Below are 19,862 nucleotides of genomic sequence, written 5' to 3' on the forward strand. Positions count from 1 at the left end.
TCCTATCTCTGCCGCCATGGAGCATGATTTCGTCCCCACCCGCCAGGCCGGCCTCGACCGGCTGCACGCCTTCGCCCCGGATGCCGGCGCGCGCTATGCCGCGCAGCGCAACTTCGACAGCCCCGAGGGGGTTAGCCAGCTCTCGCCCTACCTGCGCCACCGCCTGCTGACCGAGCCCGAGGTCATCGCCGCCGTGCGCGACATCCACGGCGAAGGCGACGCCGAGAAGTTCATCCAGGAGGTCGTCTGGCGCAGCTACTTCAAGGGCTGGCTGGAACTCAGGCCATCGGTCTGGGCCGACTACCGCCAGGGCCTGAAAGCCGCGCGCGACCGCATCGCGACCGAGGGCGGGCTGCGCAAGGGATGGGAACAGGCCTGCGCGGGCGCCACCGGTATCGACTGCTTCGACCACTGGGCGCAGCAGCTCACCGGCAGCGGCTGGCTGCACAACCACGCGCGCATGTGGTTCGCCTCGATCTGGATCTTCACCCTGCGCCTGCCGTGGGAGCTCGGCGCCGATTTCTTCCTGCGCCACCTGCTCGACGGCGACCCGGCGTCGAATACCTGTTCGTGGCGCTGGGCTGGCGGGCTGCACACGCGCGGCAAGCACTACGTGGCCCGCGCCGAGAACATCCGGCGCTATACCGGCGGCCGCTTCGACCCGAAGGGCCAGTTGAACGAGACACCCGATCCGCTGGACGGCCCGCCCCTGCCCGAGACGCGCACCCTGCCGGACACGCCCGCGCCTGATCCCGGCCTGCGCACGGGCCTTTTGCTGGTCGAGGACGACCTTTCCCCGGACCTGCCCGCGCGCGATTTCGCCGCCACCGCGACGCTCAGCGGTGCGTCCCATCGTTCGCCGCTCAAGGTCGCGCCGGGCGTGCTGGACTTCACCGACGCCGCACTGGCCGATGCGCGCGACCGGGTGGCCCCGGACGCCACGCCGCTTTTGGATGCCGACGCGCTCGCCACCTGGGCGCGGGAGAACGCGCTGGAACAGATCGTCATGCCCTATACGCCCACCGGCCCGGCGCGCGATCTGCTCGAGGGCAGCGGCCTGCCCATCGTCCCGGTGTTGCGCGACTGGGATCGCGCGGCCTGGCCCCACGCCACGGCCGGGTTTTTCAAGGTGAAAAAGCAGATCCCGAAGCTCCTCTCGGCGGTCTGACAGCGCGTGCAACTGCCGCGAAATTCAGCGGATGCCGCCGCGTTGGGCCGCAATTCCGCGCACCCCCCTGCATCTTCGCGCCAGACGCGCTATGCTAACGCCAAACAGCAATGCGCAGAACTGACCGGGGGGACCGACCATGGCCGAGACCCAAGACAGCAAGATCCACGACCTTTTCGTCATCGGTGGCGGCATCAACGGCACCGGCATCGCCCGTGACGCCCAGGGCCGCGGCCTGAGCGTGGCATTGGCGGAAATGGGCGACCTGGCCGGGGCCACGTCGTCGAAATCCACGAAGCTTTTCCACGGCGGCTTGCGGTATCTCGAATTCTTCGAAATCGGCCTGGTGAAGAAGGCGCTGGTCGAACGCGAGGTCCTGCTGGAAGCCATGCCGCATATCAGCTGGCCCATGCGTTTCGTCCTGCCCTATTCGCCCGACATGCGGTTCGAGGGCGACACTCCCACCTCGCGCCTGCTGGGCTGGACCATGCCGTGGCTGAAGGGGCGCCGGCCCTCGTGGCTGATCCGGCTGGGGCTGTTCATGTACGACAACCTGGGCGGGCGGAAATACCTGCCCGGCACCAAGACGCTGGACCTGACGACCGCGCCCGAAGGCGGCCCGATCAAGGACCGCTTCAAAAAGGCTTACGAGTACAGCGATTGCTGGGTCGAGGACTCGCGTCTCGTCACGCTGAACGCGCGCGATGCCGAGATCCGCGGCGCCCGCATCATGACACGCACCAAGGTCACCAGCGCCGAGCGGCGCGAGGGGCTGTGGCATATCACCGTCGAGGACACCGAGAGCGGCACCTCCGAGACCATTCGCGCCCGCGGGCTGGTCAACGCGGGCGGCCCCTGGGTCGAGAACGTGGTGAAGAACACCGTGCGCATGAACTCGTCCGAGGGCGTGCGCCTGGTCCGCGGCAGCCATATCGTGACGAAGAAGCTCTACGATCACGGCAAGTGCTACTTCTTCCAGGGCGAGGACGGGCGCATCATCTTCGCCATCCCCTACGAGACCGATTTCACGCTGATCGGCACCACCGACAAGGACCACGGCCACGACCCGACCGTGAAGCCCGAATGCACCCCCGAAGAGGCGCAGTATCTTTGCGACTTCGCCTCGAACTATTTCGAGCAGGACATCACCCGCGACGACGTGGTCTGGACCTATTCCGGCGTGCGCCCGCTCTACGATGACGGCGCGAAATCGGCGACGGCGGCCACGCGCGACTATGTCCTGTCGCTGGATGCCGGGCCCGCGACCGATGGCGGCCTGGGGTCCGAGCCGCCGCTGCTGAACGTCTTCGGCGGCAAGATCACGACCTACCGCAAGCTGGCCGAACAGGCGATGGCCAAGCTGCGCCCGTTCTTCCGCGACATGCCCGAGAACTGGACCGCCGGCATCCCCCTGCCCGGCGGCGATTTCCCGGTGGACGGCGTGAAGAAGCTGACCGACGACCTGAAAAAGGCCTATCCGTTCCTGGGCGACTACCAGGCCGGGCGGCTGATCCGCGCCTACGGCACCGAGGCGAAGGATATCTGCGGCGACGCCAAGTCGGCCGAGGATATGGGCCGCGATTTTGGGGGCACCCTGACCGAGGCCGAGGTGCGCTGGCAGATGGATCACGAATACGCCCGCACCGCCGAGGACGTGGTCTGGCGCCGCACGAAGCTGGGCCTTCGGATGAGCGCCGACGAGATCGCCGCGCTGGATCAATGGATGGCCGAGGCCCGCCGCCCCGCCCAGGCCGCCGAGTGACGACGGGGCTGGCCGGCTGACCGGGCTTTCAAAGAACAGTTTGTAATAGTCGGCCCGTCGGTGACGTCTCCAATCCAAGCTCTCATGCGGGTTTTTCCGTGTGAGGGCCGTCTGAGATCCGGGAGCACTCCGATTCCTCATTTCGATTTGCGCCATCTGTGGTAACATCACCGTTGACCTACGGGGCGCAGAGATGGCGGGGGATTACCGATGGCATTGCTGACCGATGACCGGATCTGGCTCTCCTGGACCGGGATGGAGACGGACCTTATCTTCAATCAGGGCGTCGACCTTCCGCATTTCGCCGCTTTTCCCATGATCGACGACGAACAAGGACGGGACAGGCTGCACGCCTACTACGTCGCGCTGATCCAGATCGGGCGCGATACGGGCGCGGGTGTCATCCTCGATACGCCCACCTGGATGGCCAATCCCGATCGGGCGGCTCTTGTCGGGTATGACCCCGATGATCTTGCGCGTGTGACGGGCGACTCTGTCGCATTCGCGCAAAACGCGGCCCGTACCGCGCCCGACGTCGCCACGCGGGTCAGCGTTCAGATCGGACCGCGCGGCGATGGCTACGCAGCGGGTATCGCGACCATAGACGGCGCGCGCGACTACCACGCGCCACAGGTTTCGGCCGCGCGGGCGGCCCAGGCGGACATGGTCAGCGCTTACACGATGGGATCGGTCGCCGAGGCCGCCGGCATCGCTTTGGCCGCCGAGGCATCGGGCATCGCGGCGCTCATCTCGTTCACGGTCGAGACCGATGGACGCCTGCCCGACGGCACGCCGCTTGCCGATGCCGTGGGCGAACTGCGGGACATCGCCGATCCCGCTGCCGTCATGGTCAATTGCGCTCATCCCGACCACATCGACAATGCGCGGGACGGTCGCCCCTGGCAGGCCGGTCTCGCCGGAATCGTCGCGAATGCCTCGCGTCAGAGCCACGAGGAACTGGACAACGCCACGGTGCTCGATGACGGAGACCCCGAAGAGCTGGGCTCGCAGGTGATCGGGATGAAGCGGGCGTTTCCCAACCTGAGGATCGTGGGCGGCTGCTGCGGCACGGACCTGCGCCATCTTCGTGAAATCGCCAGGCACGCGTCCGCGCCCTGAACCAAGGCGACACGGTACGGTTGCCGTCATGGTCCCGGACGCCCCCGGTTTTCGACCTTTCCGGATTGCCCCCTTGCCACCCTACCCGCACCGGGCCAGTTTCCTTCCTAATCAAGCGGAGGAGACGACATGACCCACATCCTGGCGATCGACCAAGGCACCACCTCGAGCCGCGCGATCCTGTTCGACAGCGATCTCAAGATCACCTCCTCGGCGCAGGAGGAATTCGAGCAGCACTATCCCGCCTCGGGCTGGGTGGAACACGACGCCTCGGACCTGTGGTCGTCCACCGCCGCCGTCTGCCGCGCCGCCATCGAGAAATCCAGCATCGGCCCCGACGCGATCAAGGGCATCGGCATCACCAACCAGCGCGAGACCGTTGTCGTCTGGGACAAGCAGACCGGCCAACCCATCCACCGCGCCATCGTCTGGCAGGACCGGCGCACGTCCGAGATCTGCCAGCAGCTGAAATCGGACGGCTACGAAGAGCAGGTGACGGCCAAGACCGGGCTGCTGCTCGACCCCTATTTTTCCGGCACCAAGCTCAAGTGGATCCTCGACCACGTGGACGGCAGCCGCGAGCGCGCGCGCAAGGGCGAGATCCTGTTCGGCACCGTCGATACCTTCCTGATCTGGAAGCTCACGGGCGGCGCCAGCCACGTCACCGATGCCACCAACGCGTCGCGCACGCTGCTTTACGACATCCACAAGGGCAAATGGTCCTCGACCATCGCCGACATGCTGGACATCCCCATGGAGATGCTGCCCGAGGTCAAGGATTGCGCCGCCGATTTCGGCATGACGCGGCCCGACCTGTTCGGGCGCGAGATCCCCATCCTGGGCGTGGCGGGCGACCAGCAGGCAGCGGCCATCGGCCAGGCCTGTTTCCAGCCCGGCATGCTCAAATCGACCTACGGCACCGGCTGCTTCGCGCTGCTGAACACCGGTGACACGCCCGTGCGGTCCGAGAACCGGCTGCTGACCACGGTGGCCTACCAGTTCGACGGCAAGCCGACCTACTGCCTCGAGGGCTCGATCTTCATCGCGGGCGCCGTGGTGCAGTGGCTGCGCGACGGGCTGAAGATCATCCGCGAGGCGAAAGAAACGCAGCCCCTGGCCGAACGCGCCGATGACGGGCAGGACGTCATCCTGGTGCCCGCCTTCACCGGGCTGGGCGCGCCCTACTGGAACGCCGATTGCCGCGGCGCAATCTTCGGCCTCACCCGCAATTCCGGCCCCGAGGAATTCGCCAAGGCGGCGCTGGAGTCGGTCGGCTACCAGACCCGCGACCTGCTGGATGCCATGCAGGCCGACTGGTCCGATGGCGAGGCGCAGACCCTGCGCGTGGACGGCGGCATGTCGGCCTCGGACTGGGCGATGCAGTTCCTCAGCGACATCATCGGCGCCTCCGTGGACAGGCCACAGGTGCTGGAGACCACGGCGCAGGGCGTCGCCTGGCTGGCGGGATGGCGCGCGGGGCTTTACCCCGACCAGGCGGGCTTTGCCGAGCGTTGGCGCGTCGACCGGACCTTCAAGCCCGACATGGACGACACCACGCGCGAGCGGAAATTCGACCGCTGGCAGCGCGCCGTCCAGGCGACGATGGGAGTGTGAGGTCTCCGGCGTGAAGGCGTGGCTGCGCCGGCTTTACGAGGGCGACGGCACCGGACCGCGCTGGTTTCGCCGGGCGCTGCTTCTTTTCGACGTGGTGACCATCGGGTATTTCCTGCTGACCGCCACGTCCGAGATCGACCTGCGCATCATCCTGATCGACCTGTGTATCGGCGTCGTACTCGTCGCGGATATCACCGCCCGGCTCTGGATCGCCGAACGGCGGCTTAAGGAGCTTTTGTCCCTGCCCACGCTGGCCGACCTGGTCGTCATCCTGTCGCTGGCGGCGCCGCTGGTGGCTGGCACCAACCTGGGCTTCTTGCGGGTTCTGCGCGTGCTCAGGTTGCTTCGGACCTTCCGGCTGGCCGAGCGTCTGGACCGGGCGACCGCGGGGCTGGACGTGAACACCCGCATCGTGCGCGCGGCCGCCAACCTCGCCGCCTTTATCTTCGTGGTCACCAGCCTCGTCTGGGTGTGGGAGCATGATCGCAACGACGCTCTGAACACCTACGTGGACGCGCTCTATTTCACGATCACCACGCTGACGACCACGGGATACGGCGACATCACCCTGACCGACCGCGTCGGTCGTCTGATGACCATCGTCATCATGCTGTTCGGGGTCGGCCTGTTCCTGCGGCTGCTGCAGGCGCTGTGGCAACCCAACAAGGTCGAACAGCCCTGCGCCACCTGCGGGCTGAAGCTGCACGACCGCGACGCGAGCCACTGCAAGCATTGCGGCGACACGATTTATATCGAGACCGAGGGCGATACCTGACCGGCGCCGCGGTGCCGCCCGCTTTGTTCACCCCGAAATGATCTGGGGTCGTCCGGCCCGGCGCCATAACCGCGCGTCGTGCACCGGGGTCTATCACCGCAAAACGAGAAAGGGCCGCGCACCGCGCGGCCCTTTCGGATTTCGGACGAATAGTCCTTACAGCTTCTGAAGGAGCGAGTTCACCGATTCCTTGGCGTCGCCATAGAACATGCGCGTGTTCTCCTTGAAGAACAGCGGGTTCTCGATGCCGGAATAGCCGGTGCCCGAGCCGCGCTTGGACACGAAGACCTGGTTGGCCTCCCAGACGTGAAGCACCGGCATCCCCGCGATGGGCGAGTTCGGGTCGTCGTTGGCCGCCGGGTTCACGATGTCGTTCGAGCCGATGACGATCACCACGTCGGTGTCTTTGAAGTCCTCGTTGATCTCGTCCATTTCCAGCACGATGTCGTAGGGCACCTTGGCCTCGGCCAGCAGCACGTTCATGTGCCCCGGCAGGCGGCCCGCCACCGGGTGGATGGCGAAGCGAACGTTCTTGCCCTGGTCGCGCAGCTTGGTGGTCAGCTCGCTCACCGCCTGCTGGGCCTGGGCCACCGCCATGCCGTAACCCGGCACGATGATGACGCTGTCGGCTTCCTTCAGGGCGTCGGCCACGCCGTCGGCCTGGATGGCCACCATCTCGCCTTCGACCTCCTGCTGGGGGCCGCCCGCGCCGCCGAAGCCGCCCAGGATGACGCTGACGAAGTTGCGGTTCATGGCCTTGCACATGATGTAGCTGAGGATCGCACCGGACGAACCCACAAGCGCGCCCACGACGATCAGCAGGTCATTGCCCAGGCTGAAGCCGATGGCTGCCGCCGCCCAGCCGGAATAGCTGTTCAGCATCGACACCACGACCGGCATGTCGGCCCCGCCGATGCCCATGATCAGGTGGTAGCCGATGAACAGCGCGGCCACGGTCAGGATCAAAAGCGGGAAGAACCCGCCGCCGCCCAGGTACCAGAACAGGCACAGCAGCGAGAGCGCGGCGGCGCCGGCGTTCAGCATGTGACCGCCGGGCAGCTTGGTCGCGGCGGTGTTCACCCGGCCCGCCAGCTTGCCGTAGGCGATGACCGAGCCGGTGAAGGTCACCGCACCGATCCAGATGCCCAGCGCCAGCTCGACCCGCAGGATGTTGACCTCGACCGCCGTTTTCTTGGCAACGATCTCGGCGAAGCCGCGGAAGCCGTCTGCCACCGCCTGCGCCGCATCGCCCAGCGGCCCGTAGGTCGGCTGCGGGAAAGCCACGCCGGCCTCGGCGAAGGCGGCCGCCACGCGGCCGATCTCGATATGGGCGTTCAGGCCCACGAAGACCGCCGCAAGACCCACCAGCGAGTGCATGGCCGCCACGAGTTCGGGCATCTGGGTCATCTGCACGCGCTTGGCCAGCACCATGCCGATGGCCGCGCCGCCCGCGATCAGGATCAGGGACAGAAGCCACAGGCCGGAGCCGGGGCCGAAGAACGTCGCCAGCACGGCGATGGCCATGCCGATGACGCCGTACCAGATGGCGCGCTTGGCGCTTTCCTGGTCCTTCAGGCCGCCCAGCGACAGGATGAACAGGACGGCTGCGACGACATAGGCCGCGGTCGTGAATCCGTATTCCATTGCGCGCGCCCCCTTAAGACTTCTGGAACATGGCAAGCATCCGGCGTGTCACCAGGAAGCCGCCGAAGATGTTGATACCGGCCATGAACACCGCCAGCGCGGCGAGGATCGTGACCAGGATCGAGCTCGACCCGATCTGGGCCAGCGCGCCCAGGATGATGATGGACGAGATCGCGTTGGTCACCGCCATGAGCGGCGTGTGCAGGCTGTGCGCGACGCCCCAGATCACCTGGAAGCCGACGAAGCACGACAGAGCGAAGACGATGAAGTGCTGCATGAAGGACGCGGGCGCGATGGTGCCCAGCAAAAGCACCAGCACGGTTCCGACGGCCAGCAGGCCGACCTGTTGCTGGGTCTGCTTGCGGAAGGCGGCAGTCTCGGCGGCGGCCTTCTCTTCCTTCGTGGGCTCTTTCTTCTTTTCCTGCTTGGGCTTGGCAGGGGACGGGTTCTCGCGCTTGGGGGGCGGCCAGGTCACCTCGCCCTTGTGGGTGATGGTGCTGTCGCGGATCACCTGGTCGTCCATGTCGTGGACGATCTGGCCGTCCTTCTCGGGCGTCAGGTCCGCCATCATGTGGCGCACGTTCGTCGCGTAAAGCGTCGAGGACTGCTTGGCCATCCGGCTGGGGAAGTCGGTGTAGCCGATGATGGTGACGCCGTTGTCGGTGACGATCTTCTCGTCCTTGACGGTCATCTTGCAGTTGCCGCCCTTCTCGGCGGCCAGGTCGACGATGACGGATCCCGGCTTCATGGCCTTGACCATGTCCTCGGTCCAAAGCTCGGGCGCCTCGCGGTTGGGGATCAGCGCCGTGGTGATGACGATGTCGATCTCGGGCGCCTGCTCGCGGAACAGGGCCAGCTGCTTCTCGCGGAACTCGGGGCTGGAGGGGGCCGCGTAGCCGCCCTCGCCCACGCCCTCGGTGTCCTCGAAATCGAGGAACAGGAACTCGGCGCCCATGGATTCGATCTGCTCGGCCGTCTCGGGCCGCACGTCGAAGGCGCGCACGATGGCGCCCAGCGACGTGGCGGTGCCCAGCGCGGCCAGGCCGGCCACACCGGCGCCGACCACCAGGATCTTCGCCGGCGGCACCTTGCCCGCCGCCGTGACCTGGCCGGTCAGGAAGCGGCCGAAGTTGTTCGCGGCCTCGATCACGGCGCGGTAGCCGGCGATATTGGCCATGGAGGACAGCGCGTCCATCTTCTGGGCGCGACTGATGCGCGGCACCATGTCCATGGCGATGAGAGTGGCGCCCTTCGCGGCGGCCTTCTTCATCAGCTCTTCGTTCTCGGCGGGGTAGAAGAAGCTGATGAGCGTCTGCCCCTCGCGCAGCATCTCGACCTCTTCTTCCGAGGGCGGGCGCACCTTGGCGACGACATCGGCGGCGTCGAACACGGCCTTGGCGCTGTCCAGCACCTCGACCCCCGCGTCGCGATAGACCTCGTCGGCGAAATCGGCCTTGGCGCCGGCGCCCGACTGGATGACGCACTCATGCCCAAGCTTTTGAAGTTGTTCGGCCGAGGCCGGCGACAGGGCGACACGCGCCTCGCTTGGCTGGTGTTCCGTAATGACACCGAATTTCATCGCGGCCCTCTCCTTCTTGTGATCGAAAAACGAACTCCGAACCTGACTATAGCGTGCGCCGGGTCAAGGCAACGCCCCGGCGGCGACGCTTTCAGATCCAGCGACGGGTGCGGGCCGCCCAGGCGTGGAAGGCATCACCGAAAGCAACGGCGAGGCGGTCTTCCTCGGCGCGGATGAACCGCCGGGTGACGATCGCCACGAAGAGGGGCACCAGGATCACCCCCCAGACCGCGCCGGTCCATGCCACCGCCCCCGTCAGAACCAGCGCATCGCCCAGGTAGATCGGGTTGCGCGACAGGCGGAACGGCCCGCCCGTCACCAGCGCGGCGGGCGCTTGGTGCGGGATGGGGGTGGTCCGGGCCGCCACCATGACCGCGACCGCCCCGGCCATCAGCAGAAGGCCCCCGGCGATCAGGGCGGTGCCCAGCACGTCCCAGACGCGGCCCGTGACCTGCGGCCCCGTATCGCGTCCCAGCCAGAGCGCGGCCAAATGTCCCGCCAGCCAGACCGGGGGAATGTCGATCCATTTCAATCCCATCTTGCGCCCTTTCCCGGCCTTCGCCACTTTGTCGGCGATTTCACGGGAGGGATCCATGACTGATCTGAACGGGCGGCACGCGGTCGTCACCGGCGGCGGCAGCGGCATCGGGCTGGCCATCGCGCGCGCGCTGGCCGAGGCGGGCGCCGCCGTCACCATCACCGGCCGCCGCGAGGCCGCGCTGCGCGACGCGGCCGCGGCGACACCGGGTCTGCACCCCCAGGTCATGGACGTCACCGACGAGGCATCGGTCGTCGACGGGTTCGCCGCCGCCGTGGCCGCCCGCGGCCCCGTCACGATCTGCGTGGCCAACGCGGGCATCGCCGAGGGACGCAACCTGGCCAAGATGGACCTGGCCTTCTGGCGCAAGATCCTGTCCACGAACCTCGACGGCGCGTTCCTGACCCTGCGCGAGGCGATGAAGTCGATGCACGACCAGGACTGGGGCCGGGTCATCGCGGTCAGCTCGATCGCGGGGGTGCGGGGCCTCAAGGGCGCGCCGGCCTACACCGCGTCCAAGCACGGCGTGATCGGCCTGATCCGGGGCCTGAGCGAGGATTACATGCGCAGCCCCATCACGTTCAACGCCATCTGTCCCGGCTATGTCGATACCGATATCGTCACCCGCAACACCGCCGAGATCTCGGCCCGCGCCGGGCTGAGCGAGGAGGAGGCGCGGCAGACCATGATCCGCGCCAACCGCCACAAGCGCCTGATCGACGCGGACGAGATCGCGGCGGCCGCCCTTTGGCTGTGCGATCCACGCTCGGGCAGCGTCAACGGCCAGTGCATCGAGATCAGCGGGGGCCAGACGTGACCACCGATTTCGCCCGGACCCGCAGTTATTTCGAGTTGCCGGAAGGTGTCGCCTATCTCGACGGCAATTCGCTGGGGCCCTTGCCCAAGGCGGTGACCGGCACGCTGGACACCACGCTGCGCAAGGAATGGGGGCGCATGGCCATCGGCGGGTGGAACCGCGCCGGGTGGATGGAGATGCCCGCGCGCCTGGGCGACCGGATCGGCGCGCTGATCGGGGCGGCACCGGGCACCGTGACACTGGGCGACACCTTGTCGATCAAGGTCTATCAGGCGCTGTCGGCCGCGATCCAGATGCGGCCCGGCCGGCGCAAGATCCTGAGCGATTCCGGCAACTTCCCCAGCGATCTTTACATGGCGCAGGGCCTGATCGACGCGCTTGACCGCGATCTGGAACTGGTGGTCGTCGATCCTGAGGACGTGCGCGATCACCTGTCCGAGGATGTCGCCACGCTGATGCTGACCGAGGTGGACTATCGCACCGGGCGGCGCCACGACATGGCGGCGCTGACCGAGGCCGCCCATGCCGACGGGATCGTCACGATCTGGGATCTCGCCCATTCGGCGGGCGCGCTGCCGGTGGACGTGGCCGGCTGCAAGACCGAGTTCGCGGTCGGTTGCACCTACAAGTACCTGAACTCGGGCCCCGGCGGCCCGGCCTTCATCTACGCCCGGCCCGACATCGCCGACGGGATCCGCCCGGCGCTGGCGGGATGGCTGGGCCACGACGCGCCCTTCGCCTTCGAGCCCGACTATCGCCCCGCGCCCGGCATCGCGCGCATGCGCGTGGGCACGCCGCCGATCCTGCAGATGGCCGCGCTGGACGCCGCGCTGGACGTGTGGGACGAGGTCGACATGGACGACCTGCGGGCCCGCGCGCTGGAACTGGGCGACCGGCTGATCGACGGGGTCGCCGCCGCCTGCCCCGAGCTGGTGCTGGCCACGCCGCGCGAGCCCGCCCGTCGCGGCAGCCAGGTCAGCTTTCGCCACCCCGAGGGCTACGCGATCATGCAGGCGCTGATCGCGCGGGGCGTCGTCGGCGATTTCCGCGCGCCCGACATTTTGCGTTTCGGGATCACGCCCCTTTACATCGGCGAGGGCGAGATCGACCGCGCGGTGGAGATCCTGTCCGACATAATGGCGCGGAAATCCTATGACCGCCCCGAGTTCCGGACCCGCAACGCGGTGACCTGACCGCGCTCAGCGCCGCAGCGTCGTGCCGCGCCGTGGGCAGGTGACCGTCCCGGCGGCCGTGTCCCACGCCATGGGCCAGGTGCGCCGGCCACCATCCGGCAAGGGCGAATAGACCTCGACATGCAGGTGCGGGGCGGCGGAATAGCCGGTGTCGCCGGACAGCGCGAGCGCGTCTCCAGCCGCCACAGGCTGCCCCACGCGCACCCGTGCGCTGTCCTGCGCAAGGTGGCCGTAAAGCGCGACGGTGCCGTCGTCGTGCAGTACCAGCACGCGGTTGTCCTGTCCCACCTGCGCACGCTCCAGACCGCCCGCGCTGCGATCCATCCGCAGGCCCACCACCCTGCCCGCGCGCGCGGCCAGCACCGGTGTGCCCTCGGGCAGCGCGAAATCCACCGCCTGCCCGGCGGCCCCGCGATGGGACACCCAACCGTCGCAGCCCTGGGCCACCTGGGAGCCGGGCAGATCGAACGGCAGGACATACAGCGCGTCGGGATCGGGCCGGGCCGACGGCGCGCCGTGAAGCCATTTGTAGTCGTAGCGCCATTCGCCAGCGCCCCCGCCGGGCCAGCTGATCCGCGCGAGATCGGCCCGCCCCCCGGGCGGCAGAACCCCGCGGCCCGGCCCGGCGACTTCCGCGTCCGGGGCCGTCACCGTCACCGCCACGGTCACGGTCACCGGCGCGTAGGCCCCCCGGTTGACGGCGGCAATGGTGATCGCGCCCGCGTTTGGCTCGACCAAAAGGCAGAGCGGGCCGTCGCACCGCTCGGCCGCGTGAACGCCCGTCGACACCGCGGCAATCGCCGCAACCTTCGCCACGGCGCGAAAAAACCCGTGAACCGAACCGGCGCGTGGTAGGTTCAAATCATGACGCCCCCGTCGAAAGGACCCCTCGGCATGAGATACGCCACGATCGCCGCGCTGTGGCTCGGCGGCGCCGCCATGGCGCAGTCCACGTCCGAGGATATCGTCGCGCTGGCCGAAGAGGCGGGCATCGGCGGGCTGGGCCTTGCCCCCTGCCGCGACGTGACCGGGCCCGAGAACGCGCCTCTTCTGGCGCAGGCGGGCGACTGGATGCTGGGCTACATGGCGGGCCGCATCGACGCGGGCGAGACGCTGGTCGAGGGCGAGCCTCTGTCGGCGGCCTCCAGCATCGACATCGTCACCTCCATCGCCACCTTCTGCGTGCAGAACCCGGACGCCACCGTGCTTGGCGCGGCACGGCGCTATGGGCAGCGCGTGTTCGGGACCGAGCCGGTGGATCGCCAGTTCGAGGACGCCCCGTCCGAGGTGCCGCGGCCCGCGGCGCGCCCCGAAAGCATCGAGGAAGAGGCGGCCGAGGAAGAGACCGCGTCGGACGCAGACGACACCGAGACGACCGAGCCGGCCGACGAGCCCGCCGCGGACTGACGCCACGGGCCGGCGGATCAGGCGATCCGGCGCAGCGGGTGCGGCCTGCGCCCTTCCGCCCAAGCGCGCACGGCGTCGCCGAACGCCTCGAACAGCGGGCGCGACACCGGGTCGGCGGCGGCGTTGTACTCGGGGTGCCACTGCACCGACAGCGTGAAACCCGGCGCGCCGTCGATATAGGCCGCCTCGCAGGTCCCGTCGGGCGCGAAGCCGTCGATGACGAAGCGCGGACCCGCGTCGATCACACCCTGTCCGTGCAGGGTATTGGTCATCACCTCGCGCGAACCCAGCAGCCGGTGGAACGGCCCGCCCTCGCTGAAGCGAACGGTGTGGCGCAAGGCGAATTTCTCTTCGATGGTGCCATCGGGCGGCATGCGGTGGTTGTCGCGGCCCGGAAGATCCCGGATCTCGGGGTGCAGGGTGCTGCCCATGGCGACCGCCACCTCCTGGAAGCCGCGGCAAATGGCGAAGAAGGGCTGGCCGGTCTCGACGCAGGCGCGCACCAGCGGCAGGGCGATGGCGTCGCGGGCCCGGTCGAAGGTGCCATGCGCCTCGGTCTCGGGATGACCGTATTCCTCGGGGTGCACGTTGGGCCGCCCGCCGGTGAACAGGAAGCCGTCGCAGGTGGCCATGAGCTCTTCGACCGACGTCAGGCGCGGATCGGCCGGCACGATCAGCGGAACGGCCCCGGTCACGTTGGCGATGGCGTCGCTGTTCATCAGCCCGCCGCCGTGGATCTCGTAGGTGTCGTTGATCAGGTGGTGATTGCCGATGATGCCGACCAGCGGACGCTTCATGGTTGGGCTCCTTTCGCGATGGCATGTTCTACCAGAGCCGCCGGAGCGATCCAAGCCGCCAGCCTATCGCGCCGCCGCGGAAACCGGCAAACGCCCGCAAATTGAGCCTAGCTGGAGAAGTTTCGGCTGTCCTTGATCTGATCCCAGGCCCAGACAACCTCGCTCAGCTGCTCCTCGTGCCCGCGGTCGCCGCCGTTCATGTCCGGGTGCAGCACCTTGATGAGCGATTTGTAGGCCTTGCGGATCTCGGTCTTGGTCCAGTGATCCTTCGCCTCGAGAATCTCGATCGCGCGACGCTCGGTGGGCGGCAAGCGGCGGGTCGTGCCGCCAGTGGTGGACTTGCCGGGATTGCGGGTGGCGTTGTCGCCCAGCACCTGGTGGGGGTCGTCCACGCCCAGCCGCGCCCAGGCGCGCTGTTCGTCGGACTTGCGGCCGAAGGGCTTGGTCTTGCGGCCCCAGACGCGATCCTGGTCGACCTGGTCCGCGAATTCGTCCTCGGTCGTGCCGTTGAAGAAGTTCCACTTCAGATTGTACTCGCGCACGTGCTCCTTGCAGAACCACAGGTACTCGTCGAGGTGATCCGGCGATTTGGGAGCGCGGTACTGGGCCGACTCTTCGCAGCCAGGGTGCTCGCAGACCCGGTTCGACGTCTCGAAGGCGCCCGACATCCCGCGCTTGCCGCGCGGGTTCTTTTTCTTCGCGGACGAAACCCTGATGTCGAAGCCGAAGGGATCGTTTTTCGCCATGACCGCTCCTTTCCAGTTCGGAGCAGAGATATTAGAGAAAGATCCGTCGAGGTGAAGAGGGGAGTGTCCCGGAAAATGGCCGTAGAAGATGAAATCCGCCTAAAACTTGAAGACGCCTTCGCGCCGCGCGCGCTGACGGTCGAGGACGACTCGGCGGCCCATGCGGGCCACTCGGGCGCGCCGGACGGGGGTCAAAGCCATTTCAACGTGGTAATCCGTGCGGACGCTTTCGCCGACATGTCGCGCATCGCGCGTCACCGGGCAATCCATGCGGCGCTTGGCCGCGACCTGGTCGGCCGTATCCATGCCCTCGCGCTGGACGTGGACGGATGACTTAGCTGCGGTCCGGCCCCGGGACGGGGTGCAGGTCACCCTCGGTCTTGCGACTGGCACTCAACCCGCGTCCGCCCTGCGGCGCGCGGCTGTAGGGGGCCTGCGAGATCTCGGTCGCCAGCTCCTCGGGCGTGTCCGGCTCGTTCCGGGCGACGGGATCGGGCCGGCGGGGCGCGGCCGTCTCGACTTCGGCTGCCGGGGCCTGTTCGGTTTCTACCCAGCGGCGGAAGACTAGCACGGTCACGGCCGAGACCGTGGGCTTGCGCAGCAGGCCGCGGCGCGCCTCGACGTTGAGGGTCTCGCTGCGCTGGAATTCCCAGCCCGCCAGCCCCTCGGCATTCAGCGACTCCTCCATCGCCAGTGCAAAGCGTGCGTCGACGCCTTTCACGCCCTTCACGCGGGGGGCATCGGTCCGCGCGGGCACGACACGGTATTCGTAGTAGGACATCGGGCGGCACCTTTCGCGATCTGCTTGGCGCGTCTCTATCCAAGAACTGGGCCGCGCTGTCCAGACCCGGGACGTATGGGCGCAGGAACCTGCCGGTCGGACGGGACTTGTCCCGGCAACAGCCGAATTGGAGAGACCCATGGCCTACAAGATCCTCGGGCTCGGGGCGCTGACCGCGCTTCTCGCCTGCCAGCCCGCACCGCCCGGATACGGCGTCGACCCGCAGAAATTGCCCTCGGAACGCGTCGCGTCGCCGTCGGACGGGTTCTACCACTCGGACGACTGAGCAGGTTTGAGGAACAATGGCCAATCGCGTTGCATTGGTAGGGTAACGACAGACGACCGAAAGGACCGATTGATGACACGACTGATCCTCGCCCCTGCCGCCCTCGTGACCCTCCTGGCCGGCTGCATGAACGACCAGGTCCCGTTGAACGACGGCGACACAGTCCCTGTCGGCGAAGAACTGGCATCGCCAAGTGACGGCATTGAGACCGAGAATAACTGATCGCCGGACTGTTCCCCTCGATCCGGAGGGAACCATTTGGAGGCTCGTTCGCTTAGGGCGAACAGGAAAGGACAGTCACATGACCCGTAGTTTGACGATTTTTGGTTTTCTCACGGCCACACTCGCCGGTTGCATGAACGATCCGGTGCCCGCGAGCAGCGTGGCCGAGCCCGCGCCTGAGGAGCTTTCTGAGCCGACCGACGGCCTGATGAACGAGAACCAGGTCGAGTGACCTGACCACGTTTTTTCACCGAGTAATTTAGAGTAACCAGTGGAGCGCGCCCGTCTCGGGCGCGCTTTTTTCACGTCAACCGTTCAGCTTTGTCGCGACGATCTGATTGACCACCTTCGGGTTCGCCGTCCCGCCCGTGGCCTTCATCACCTGCCCGACGAACCAGCCCGCCAGCTTTGGGTTCGCCTGCGCCTTTTCGACCTGCGCGGGGTTATCGGCCATGATTTTCTCGACCGCTGCCTCGATGGCGCCGGTGTCCGTGACCTGCTTGAGGCCACGTTCGTCCACGATCTTCTCGGGGTCGCCGCCGTCAGTATAGACGATCTCGAACACGTCCTTGGCAGTCTTGCCCGAAATCTCGTCTGCCTTGATCATCCGGATGATGGCGGCCAGCTGCGCGGGTGCGACCGGGCTGTCGGTAATGGCGCGATCGTCTTTCTTCAGCCGACCGAACAGCTCGTTGATGACCCAGTTCGCGGCCAGCTTGCCGTCGCCCGCATCCTTGGCCACGGCCTCGAAATAGGCGGCATCGTCGACTTCGGCGGTCAGGACCGACGCGTCGTACTCGGTCATGCCGTAATCCAGCACGAAGCGCGCGCGCTTTTCGTCCGGCAGTTCGGGCAGCGACGCGGCGATGTCATCGACCCAGGCCTGCTCGATCTCCAGAGGCAGCAGGTCGGGGCACGGGAAATAGCGGTAGTCATGCGCCTCTTCCTTCGACCGCATGGACCGCGTCTCGCCCTTGTCGGGATCGTAAAGGCGTGTCTCCTGCACGACCGCGCCGCCATCCTCGATGATGGCGATCTGCCGGCGGGCCTCGTAGTCGATGGCCTGCTGGATGAAGCGCATGGAGTTCATGTTCTTGATCTCGCACCGCGTCCCCAGATGCGAGAAATCCTGCGTTTCCTGATACTTCTCGTAATCGCCCGGCCGGCAGACCGATACGTTGACGTCGGCGCGCAGGTTGCCGTTCTGCATGTTGCCGTCACAGGTCCCGAGATAGCGCAGGATCTGGCGCAGCTTGCCGACATAGGCGGCGGCCTCTTCGGGGCCACGGATGTCGGGGCGGCTGACGATCTCCATCAGCGCGACGCCGGTCCGGTTCAGGTCCACGAATGACATGGTCGGATCCATGTCGTGGATCGACTTGCCGGCGTCCTGTTCCAGGTGAATGCGCTCGATCCGCACCAGCCGCGCCACGCCGGGCGCCATGTCGACCAGCACTTCGCCCTCGCCCACGATGGGATGGTAAAGCTGGCTGATCTGGTAGCCCTGCGGCAGGTCAGGATAAAAGTAATTCTTGCGGTCGAAGGCCGAGCGCAGGTTGATCTCGGCCTTCAGACCCAGCCCCGTTTTCACGGCAAGCGCGACGCAGCCCTCGTTGATGACCGGCAGCATGCCCGGCATGCCGGCGTCCACGAAGGCGACGTTGCTGTTGGGCTCGGCCCCGAAGGCCGTCGATGCGCCCGAGAACAGCTTCGCCTTTGATGCGACCTGGGCGTGAACCTCGAGCCCGATCACCAGTTCCCAGTCCTCCTTGGCGCCCTGGATCACCTTCGGCTTGGGGTTTTCGTATGTCAGGTCGAGCATGGGGGCCTCGTGGCATGGGTCGCGAAGTTGCGCCTGAATAGGCCCGCCGGCCCGGCGCGACAAGGGCCCGATGGGCGGGAAAGCGCCACTTGCTGCAGTGCAGCGTAGCCAGGTAATGCCGAATCGGGCTAAGGGCAGCGCGATCAACAACCCAAGGGTTCCCGAGAATGTTGCGACACCTCGCCATTGTGATGTTTTTGCTACTACCGGCCTGTGCGCAGATCAGCGGCCAGCGCAAGGCCGAGCCGACCGCCGAGTTGCCGGTCACCCGGTGGGATTTCCGCCCCGAATCCGAGATCTGGACCCAGGCGACGCTGCAGGCCCTGACCGAACACGGCGCCGCCCTGCCCGCGATGGTTCCCGCCGACTACGCCGAGTGGTGCCCGGAATACGCCGCGCAGACCCCCGAGAATCGCGCCGCTTTCTGGACCGGCCTGCTGTCGGCGCTGGCCAAGCACGAAAGCACCTGGCGGCCCGATGCCGTAGGTGGTGGCGGGCTGTGGTACGGCCTGACGCAGATCGATCCGCGCACGGCGCGGGCGTATAACTGCGACGTCACCTCGGGACAGGCGCTGAAGGACGGCGCGGCCAACCTGCGCTGCGCGGTGCGGATCGCCGCTGTTCAGGTGGCAAAGCGTGGGACCATCAACCGCGGAATGCGCGACTGGGGTCCGTTCCATTCGGCCGCGAAACGCGCCGAGATGGCCGCGTGGACCCGGTCGCAGCCATATTGCCAGGCGCCCGAGCCCAAAGACCCCTTCACCAATCTTCTCGACCGGCTCTGAGCCCGGTCGGCAACCCCTTGCCGCGCCGCCCTTTTGTGCGGCGGCGCGGCGTGGACGGCGGCACCGAATAGGTTAGCTTGCCGGTCATGCGCCTTATATTCCTCCTTCTCGTTGCCGCCCTCGCCCTGCCCGCCCGGGCCGAGACCGTCCGGCCGCTGGCCCGGCCGACATTCGACCCCATTCCCGTCACGCGCTGGGATCATCGGGACGAGGCCGGCCGCTGGAGCCGTGCCGCGTTGCAGGCGCTGCGCAACCACGGCGAGCCGCTGGTCGAGATGGAGCCCGAGGACATGGCGCGTTGGTGCCCTGGCTATGCCGGCGCCCCGCCCGACGCGCGCCGCGCCTTCTGGGTGGGCTTCCTGTCGGCGCTGGCGCACTACGAATCCACCCACAAGCCGCGTGCCGTGGGCGGCGGCGGCAAGTGGTTCGGCCTGTTGCAGATCGCGCCTGCCACCGCACGCGGCTACGAGTGCCGCGCGGGCAGCGGCGAGGCGCTGAAGGACGGGCCGGCCAACCTGAGCTGCGCGATCCGCATCATGGCCGAAACCGTGCCGCGCGACGGCGTCATCCACGCCCGCGAGCCGCGCTGGAGCGGCGTTTCGGCGGACTGGGGCCCCATGCGGTCCAGCACCAAGCGGGCCGCGATGCGCAACTGGCTGCGCGGCCAGGACTATTGCCAATTGCATGTCAGCATGCGCCCCAGACTGCGCCCGAAGCCGGATAGCCACATCATGGGGCCGATCCGTCCTGCGCTGCGCCCGGCCCCGCGACTGGCGACGGCGGTGGGGCCGACCGCCCCGCTCTGAC

General features: G+C 67.6%; 22 protein-coding genes. 14 read left to right on the top strand and 8 right to left on the bottom strand.

What is annotated here, in order from left to right; translation table 11 throughout:
* Positions 1 to 16 precede the first annotated feature (16 nt).
* The 5 genes from BMX96_RS14650 (at position 17) to BMX96_RS14670 (ending at position 6,438) form a co-directional block, all read left to right on the top strand.
* Positions 17 to 1,168 carry an FAD-binding domain-containing protein gene (locus BMX96_RS14650; RefSeq protein ID WP_091846171.1) on the top strand — a complete coding sequence of 384 codons (1,152 nt, stop codon included), beginning with the start codon at positions 17 to 19 and terminating at the stop codon, positions 1,166 to 1,168.
* 139 nt (positions 1,169 to 1,307) lie between these two features.
* On the top strand, positions 1,308 to 2,930 hold the full coding sequence (gene glpD, locus BMX96_RS14655; RefSeq protein ID WP_073129077.1) for a glycerol-3-phosphate dehydrogenase: 1,623 nt from the start codon (positions 1,308 to 1,310) through the stop codon (positions 2,928 to 2,930).
* 210 nt (positions 2,931 to 3,140) lie between these two features.
* On the top strand, positions 3,141 to 4,049 hold the full coding sequence (locus BMX96_RS14660) for a homocysteine S-methyltransferase family protein (protein WP_091846172.1): 909 nt from the start codon (positions 3,141 to 3,143) through the stop codon (positions 4,047 to 4,049).
* A 129-nt stretch (positions 4,050 to 4,178) separates the two neighbouring features.
* Positions 4,179 to 5,663, top strand: a complete 1,485-nt coding sequence (glpK, locus tag BMX96_RS14665; protein WP_091846173.1) for a glycerol kinase GlpK — start codon at positions 4,179 to 4,181, stop codon at positions 5,661 to 5,663.
* A gap of 10 nt (positions 5,664 to 5,673) precedes the next feature.
* A complete protein-coding gene (locus tag BMX96_RS14670; RefSeq protein ID WP_091846174.1) occupies positions 5,674 to 6,438 on the top strand; it encodes a potassium channel family protein in 765 nt (254 codons plus the stop codon).
* 156 nt (positions 6,439 to 6,594) lie between these two features.
* Here BMX96_RS14670 and BMX96_RS14675 read toward each other — a convergent pair whose 3' ends face one another.
* The 3 genes from BMX96_RS14675 to BMX96_RS14685 form a co-directional block, all read right to left on the bottom strand.
* Complete coding sequence (locus BMX96_RS14675) at positions 6,595 to 8,082, bottom strand: NAD(P)(+) transhydrogenase (Re/Si-specific) subunit beta (RefSeq protein ID WP_091846175.1); 1,488 nt, start codon at positions 8,080 to 8,082, stop codon at positions 6,595 to 6,597.
* 13 nt (positions 8,083 to 8,095) lie between these two features.
* Positions 8,096 to 9,661 (bottom strand): Re/Si-specific NAD(P)(+) transhydrogenase subunit alpha, encoded by a 1,566-nt coding sequence (locus BMX96_RS14680; protein ID WP_091846176.1) that lies wholly within the window; start codon positions 9,659 to 9,661, stop codon positions 8,096 to 8,098.
* Between the two features lie 91 nt (positions 9,662 to 9,752).
* Positions 9,753 to 10,199 (bottom strand): methyltransferase family protein, encoded by a 447-nt coding sequence (locus tag BMX96_RS14685; RefSeq protein WP_236737086.1) that lies wholly within the window; start codon positions 10,197 to 10,199, stop codon positions 9,753 to 9,755.
* A 55-nt stretch (positions 10,200 to 10,254) separates the two neighbouring features.
* Between BMX96_RS14685 and BMX96_RS14690 the strand changes: the two genes are divergently transcribed.
* Both BMX96_RS14690 and kynU read left to right on the top strand, forming a co-directional pair.
* Positions 10,255 to 11,016, top strand: coding sequence for an SDR family NAD(P)-dependent oxidoreductase (locus BMX96_RS14690; protein WP_091846177.1), 762 nt, complete (start codon positions 10,255 to 10,257; stop codon positions 11,014 to 11,016).
* Positions 11,013 to 12,209: a kynureninase gene (gene kynU / locus BMX96_RS14695; RefSeq protein ID WP_091846178.1), complete on the top strand. Its 1,197-nt coding sequence runs from the start codon at positions 11,013 to 11,015 to the stop codon at positions 12,207 to 12,209. Before BMX96_RS14690 ends, kynU begins: the two co-directional genes overlap by 4 nt.
* Positions 12,210 to 12,215: 6 nt before the next feature.
* On the opposite strand, the gene BMX96_RS14700 is transcribed toward kynU, so the two are convergent.
* Positions 12,216 to 13,025 carry a M23 family metallopeptidase gene (locus BMX96_RS14700; RefSeq protein WP_091846179.1) on the bottom strand — a complete coding sequence of 270 codons (810 nt, stop codon included), beginning with the start codon at positions 13,023 to 13,025 and terminating at the stop codon, positions 12,216 to 12,218.
* Positions 13,026 to 13,103: 78 nt separating this feature from the next.
* On the opposite strand from BMX96_RS14700, the gene BMX96_RS14705 reads away from it, so the two are divergent.
* Entirely contained in the window at positions 13,104 to 13,616 is a 513-nt protein-coding gene (locus tag BMX96_RS14705; RefSeq protein WP_091846180.1) for a hypothetical protein, read from the top strand.
* Positions 13,617 to 13,633: 17 nt separating this feature from the next.
* On the opposite strand, the gene BMX96_RS14710 is transcribed toward BMX96_RS14705, so the two are convergent.
* Positions 13,634 to 14,413 (bottom strand): gamma-glutamyl-gamma-aminobutyrate hydrolase family protein, encoded by a 780-nt coding sequence (locus tag BMX96_RS14710; protein ID WP_091846181.1) that lies wholly within the window; start codon positions 14,411 to 14,413, stop codon positions 13,634 to 13,636.
* A gap of 107 nt (positions 14,414 to 14,520) precedes the next feature.
* Positions 14,521 to 15,159, bottom strand: coding sequence for a DnaJ domain-containing protein (locus BMX96_RS14715; RefSeq protein ID WP_073129066.1), 639 nt, complete (start codon positions 15,157 to 15,159; stop codon positions 14,521 to 14,523).
* A gap of 75 nt (positions 15,160 to 15,234) precedes the next feature.
* Between BMX96_RS14715 and BMX96_RS14720 the strand changes: the two genes are divergently transcribed.
* Positions 15,235 to 15,492, top strand: coding sequence for a BolA family protein (locus BMX96_RS14720; RefSeq protein WP_091846182.1), 258 nt, complete (start codon positions 15,235 to 15,237; stop codon positions 15,490 to 15,492).
* A gap of 1 nt (position 15,493) precedes the next feature.
* Here BMX96_RS14720 and BMX96_RS14725 read toward each other — a convergent pair whose 3' ends face one another.
* Complete coding sequence (locus BMX96_RS14725) at positions 15,494 to 15,940, bottom strand: hypothetical protein (protein ID WP_091846183.1); 447 nt, start codon at positions 15,938 to 15,940, stop codon at positions 15,494 to 15,496.
* Positions 15,941 to 16,079: 139 nt separating this feature from the next.
* On the opposite strand from BMX96_RS14725, the gene BMX96_RS19675 reads away from it, so the two are divergent.
* From BMX96_RS19675 to BMX96_RS19685, 3 genes are all read left to right on the top strand, one after another.
* Entirely contained in the window at positions 16,080 to 16,226 is a 147-nt protein-coding gene (locus tag BMX96_RS19675; RefSeq protein ID WP_175481754.1) for a hypothetical protein, read from the top strand.
* A gap of 72 nt (positions 16,227 to 16,298) precedes the next feature.
* Complete coding sequence (locus BMX96_RS19680; RefSeq protein ID WP_175481755.1) at positions 16,299 to 16,448, top strand: hypothetical protein; 150 nt, start codon at positions 16,299 to 16,301, stop codon at positions 16,446 to 16,448.
* 79 nt (positions 16,449 to 16,527) lie between these two features.
* Complete coding sequence (locus BMX96_RS19685; protein WP_175481756.1) at positions 16,528 to 16,680, top strand: hypothetical protein; 153 nt, start codon at positions 16,528 to 16,530, stop codon at positions 16,678 to 16,680.
* Positions 16,681 to 16,755: 75 nt separating this feature from the next.
* On the opposite strand, the gene gatB is transcribed toward BMX96_RS19685, so the two are convergent.
* Positions 16,756 to 18,270, bottom strand: a complete 1,515-nt coding sequence (gatB, locus tag BMX96_RS14730) for an Asp-tRNA(Asn)/Glu-tRNA(Gln) amidotransferase subunit GatB (RefSeq protein ID WP_091846184.1) — start codon at positions 18,268 to 18,270, stop codon at positions 16,756 to 16,758.
* Positions 18,271 to 18,437: 167 nt separating this feature from the next.
* Here gatB and BMX96_RS14735 point away from each other — a divergent pair, with 167 nt between their 5' ends.
* Together BMX96_RS14735 and BMX96_RS14740 are read left to right on the top strand one after the other, a co-directional pair.
* On the top strand, positions 18,438 to 19,055 hold the full coding sequence (locus BMX96_RS14735; RefSeq protein WP_091846185.1) for a lytic transglycosylase domain-containing protein: 618 nt from the start codon (positions 18,438 to 18,440) through the stop codon (positions 19,053 to 19,055).
* Positions 19,056 to 19,141: 86 nt separating this feature from the next.
* Positions 19,142 to 19,861 carry a transglycosylase SLT domain-containing protein gene (locus BMX96_RS14740; protein ID WP_091846186.1) on the top strand — a complete coding sequence of 240 codons (720 nt, stop codon included), beginning with the start codon at positions 19,142 to 19,144 and terminating at the stop codon, positions 19,859 to 19,861.
* The last annotated feature ends 1 nt before the right edge of the window (position 19,862 follow it).

The sequence above is a fragment of the Palleronia pelagia genome (genome assembly GCF_900110115.1).
Classification (GTDB): domain Bacteria; phylum Pseudomonadota; class Alphaproteobacteria; order Rhodobacterales; family Rhodobacteraceae; genus Palleronia; species Palleronia pelagia.